This is a genomic window from Thermoleptolyngbya sp. M55_K2018_002 (assembly GCF_015295965.1).
GTDB lineage: Bacteria > Cyanobacteriota > Cyanobacteriia > Elainellales > Elainellaceae > Thermoleptolyngbya > Thermoleptolyngbya sichuanensis.
On sequence record NZ_DVEA01000179.1, the window covers coordinates 1 to 4,140 of the forward strand.

Annotated in this window: 4 protein-coding genes; 3 read left to right on the forward strand and 1 reads right to left on the reverse strand. The window is 57.0% G+C overall.

Annotated features, from left to right (window positions below; genetic code table 11):
- Positions 1–223: 223 nt before the first annotated feature.
- Entirely contained in the window at positions 224–1,465 is a 1,242-nt protein-coding gene (locus tag IGS51_RS08795) for an FIST C-terminal domain-containing protein (protein ID WP_367279295.1), read from the reverse strand.
- Between the two features lie 444 nt (positions 1,466–1,909).
- Between IGS51_RS08795 and IGS51_RS08800 the strand changes: the two genes are divergently transcribed.
- The 3 genes from IGS51_RS08800 to IGS51_RS08810 all read left to right on the forward strand — a co-directional run bounded on the left by IGS51_RS08800 (position 1,910) and on the right by IGS51_RS08810 (position 4,040).
- Positions 1,910–2,134, forward strand: coding sequence for a Calvin cycle protein CP12 (locus IGS51_RS08800; RefSeq protein WP_205369972.1), 225 nt, complete (start codon positions 1,910–1,912; stop codon positions 2,132–2,134).
- Between the two features lie 454 nt (positions 2,135–2,588).
- Entirely contained in the window at positions 2,589–2,909 is a 321-nt protein-coding gene (locus IGS51_RS08805; RefSeq protein WP_297078057.1) for a DUF6464 family protein, read from the forward strand.
- A gap of 111 nt (positions 2,910–3,020) precedes the next feature.
- Positions 3,021–4,040, forward strand: coding sequence for a DMT family transporter (locus IGS51_RS08810; RefSeq protein ID WP_297078058.1), 1,020 nt, complete (start codon positions 3,021–3,023; stop codon positions 4,038–4,040).
- The last annotated feature ends 100 nt before the right edge of the window (positions 4,041–4,140 follow it).

A 4,140-nucleotide genomic window follows, 5' to 3' on the forward strand; every position in this document is an offset into this window, starting at 1 on the left:
GATCGGTCGCCCAATCACCGCTGCCCCCAGCCCAGCAGAAGCGTTTGCGCGGATTTGTGAGGAAGCGGCAGGCTGACAAAGCCGCTTACCCCAGTTCTCCTGAATAGCGCTTAAGGAACACTCTCGATCAGCAATCCAAAATCCAAAACCCAAAACCCAAAACCCAAGCCCCTTATACTGTCCCCACTTACACGGCCCCCACAACCTTCCAACCCCCTCCCCCTCACACCTGCCGAGCGCGGCAAATGCCAAACACCGATGTATAGCCGTGCAGAAACGTTGTGCTGCCGACGGGGCCGATTTCGCCATTGCAGAAAAAGCCGCTGACGGGCGCGTGGGTGATGTAGCGTCGGAACAGGGTGGAGTCGAAGTTCGGCTTGCCATACCCTTCGCCGCGCCCCAAGCAGGAGAACATTAGCGCTCCGGCAGCAGACGTTTGCCCAGACTGGGCCTGGTAGCGGCGCAGCAGGGTTTCCAGGTCTGTCGCCGAGGCATCGGCATCGCGCAGGTGAAACTGGATGCGCTGACCGGGACGGACGCGATCGCCAATGGCCACTGCCCCAGCGCGGGGATCGACCCCCAGCAAATTGCGAATTAAAAAATCGCCCTGCTCGAGCTGCTGCTTGAACTCGCTCTGGGCAATGCCGACGAACAGCGAATGCTGGGCCAGCTCCCGGTCTTCTTCGCTGAGGTCTTGCAGTAGCTCTTGCAGCGCCTCTAGTGGCGTGCTGTCGGAGGTGGAACCAGGTTGGGCGGCTTCTGGCGCAATCTTGATCATAATATTGCGATCGCCCTCTACCACGCGAAACGGCTGCCCAATGGGGCGACAGCCTTGCGCCACAATGGTTTCCATCACCAGGTTGCCGCTCAGCGCCACGCCCACCACGCCGTCTCGGTAGAGCTTGCCGTTGCAAAACAGGTTGCCATGCCCCATGCCGCTGCCGTCTGTCAGACCGCCCACTTTGATTGCGCCCGGATAGGCATAGTCCAGCCCTTGCAGCAGGTCGTTGATGCTAGAAAACACCGGTTCCGCCATCAGGATAAAGTTGGGCTGTTCGGCTGGATCAACGCCGACCAACTCAGCCCAGGCATCAGGCGGGCTATCCAGGTCGGGCAGGTCTTCCGCAGACAGGTGAAAGGCGTGGAGCTTGACTCCTGGCAGGCGGGCGAGGGTGAGGCTGAGGGCGGTTTCGCCTTCGATTTCCCGGATTTCCTGGATCGGGTCGCCGGCCATTCCCACAATGCCGCCGCCGCCACAGCCCACCAGCACAGGCAGATCTAGCGCCTCACTCAGGAGGGGCAACAGGCGGGGATATTCGCTGGCAAAGGTGGATGAGATAAAGACCAATCCCAGATCGGCAGGGGAACCCAACTGCGCCTGCGATCGCGCTACCACTTCTCGCACTGCCGCTTCTAGAGACGGGCGCGTGGATAATGCATTGACCCATCGCATCGTGTCAGCCACGGGCAGTTCCCCCTCGTATCAGTGACAACTAGCTACTCATAGAAAAATGGTAGTGCCGAATGGGACAGTCGGGATATCTCGACCCACGGGAAAGGGCGATCGCTTGCTAGCATGGAGACGAGACAAAAACCTGTTTGATTCCAACTTTAGGTAGACAGACCCCTTGCCTTAAGACCTTAAGACATTCCCGCCATTCTCTTGACGGCTCCCGTCCTCAGGGTACTCTAAGAAAAAGGATACCGGCCTGCTACCGAGAGGTTCCTCGCACGATCTGTCTGGATGCCTTCTACCGAGATGCCTGTTCTGAGCGCTGCTGCTCAGATCCGTCTCAGATTAGATGTCTCTCAGATTAGATGTTTCCTATGCTCCTTAGTGGAGCTTGTTAGTAGAGCTTGAAGCTCGAACCTTAGAATCAAATTTGCAACTTTAGAGCCACTGAAATCTATGAGCGATATCCAAGCCAAAATTCAACAAGAGCGCCAAGAAGCTCGCGAAGTCTGTGAACTCAAGGGCGACGGATCTGCCGAGTGCGCTGCCGCCTGGGATGCGGTTGAGGAACTCCAGGCAGAAGCCTCCCACCAGCGCGACAAGGAAGTAGAGAAGACTTCGCTGGAGCAATATTGCGACGACAACCCCGAAGCCGCAGAGTGCCGCGTCTACGACAACTAATCGAATCAATCGAATAATCTAGGAATAATAGAAGGTTTCCTTAGAGGGTGTTTGAAAAGGTATCGCCTGTAATGTTAAGCACTCAGAGATCCCCCCTAGCCCCCTTAACAAGGGGGAAAACCGCCTTAAGGTCCCCCTTTTTAGGGGAATTTGGGGGGATCTTGCACGCTTTGCTACAAACAGTAGGACTATTCAAACATCCTCTTGGGCGGAGCCATTAAGTTGGCTCTATGTACCAAGAAGCAGGCTGCTTTGGATTGAAGTCGCCTGGCTATGGCTTGTGATGCCGCAAGCTTTGGTGATGGGCAGTGAGATAAAGAGCGATCGCCCGCTCGATTCTCCCTGCCCGTTGCTGTTTCTGCCCTCTGCCTTTTGCCCCATCTGGCATTAGCATGAAGAAAACTCGGTTTTACCACTCGGTTTTTGCATCGGTTTTTGCAAACACTGTGCTGTGATGGTTGCGCTGCTCATTTTGATGATTGGACTCACCCCCTCGCTGGTGTCGCTCTGGATCATGCGCCAAGCCGATGCCCAGGCTCAAGAGCGACTGCGCCATGCGCTAGAAGCGATCGCCCATCGAGGACTCCCCGCCCTCCAGCCCACGCCAGACCTGCGCTACATCGAAGGCATCGGGCTGCTGATTGGAGACTTTACCTGTCGCTACAACGCGCGATCGCGCTACCTCCGCTGCGCCATCAACCCGTCGGGCCCCTGCGAAGGCTGCCGACAATACGACCCGGTGATTCCCGATGAGTCGGTGATGCTCGATTCCTGAGCAACGCGCACAATTTCCTGAGGCGAATTGCTCTATAGTGCAGAAGTTGCAAAAGTTATAGTGCAGAAGTCAAACGTAAGGTTTAGGCAGGCAGCAAGCGGTCGGGCAACTTTGAGTAACGCAGAACAAAATCTGGAGCCGCAAATGACCGATTTGGCGGCAGGTTTGGAAGTTGGCTGGACGGAGCTAGAATGGCAGGCCGCGGCCGAGTCTTCGGCGGGCCAGGCCGGACAAAGCAGCCCCGCAGACTGGCAGGCGGCCGCAGCGCTGGGGCTGGCCCTATTTGGCATTTCCATTGGCTCTATCTTTTTTGTGACGGCGGGGCGCGAGATGAGTCCCAACGCGATCGCCCTCAATCGTCTGATCATCGCGGCGATCGTCTTTGCTGCGCTAAACGGCATTCAGGCATTGCGCCAGCCTGATTTGATTCCAGAATTTCGTAAGACCAATCCACCAAAAGTTTCGGACTGGCTGCTGCTGCTGGCGGCGGGCGTTTGCTTTGCGCTGTCGCTGGTGCTGCTGGCCTGGTCGTTTACCCAGACCAGCGTTGCCAAAGCCTCGCTGTTTACCCACATGATGCCGCTTTTCACCACGCTGGGCGCATGGCTGGTGCTGGGGCGGCAGTTTAGCAGGCGATTTTTGATTGGCATGATGGTGGCGGTGGTCGGGGCGATCGCCATCGGCATCGACGACTTTGGCGGCGGCGACAACAGCCTATGGGGGGATGCGGCGGCCCTGGGCGTGGCGCTGCTGTTTGCCACCGAAATTTTGATTATGGAACAGTTGCGATCGCGCTTTTCGGTGCCCCTGCTGGCAATGGGCGAATGTGCAATCGGCAGTCTGCTGCTGCTGCCCACTGTGCTGCTCCAAGGCGAATCGCCCCTGCCCCCAAGCGGAACGAGCGCGGCGGCCGTCGTGGGGCTGGCGCTGGTGACGCAAATGGGTGGCCACGGGCTGATTACCTATAGCCTCAAGCGGTTTTCGGCGGGTGTGGTGTCGGTGGTGCTGCTGGCGGTGCCGATAATCTCCGCAGGGCTGGCGCTAGTGGCGTTTTCGCAGACCATTAGCCTGATGGATGCGATCGCCTTTGCGGTCGTGCTGACAGGTATTTACCTATCAATTACCAAGTAAGATCGCGAAGTTTTTGCTTTTAATTATTTTCAAAAGAAAACATAAGTTACGATTTAGAAAATCGTCGAAAGCCATCGCTATACTTTCACCTGAAGCCTTA

Bases quoted from the DNA above. Each gene is read 5' to 3' on its own strand.
- IGS51_RS08800 (WP_205369972.1), top strand. From the start codon at position 1,910: ATGAGCGATATCCAAGCCAAAATTCAACAAGAGCGCCAAGAAGCTCGC.
- IGS51_RS08805 (WP_297078057.1), top strand. From the start codon at position 2,589: ATGGTTGCGCTGCTCATTTTGATGATTGGACTCACCCCCTCGCTGGTG.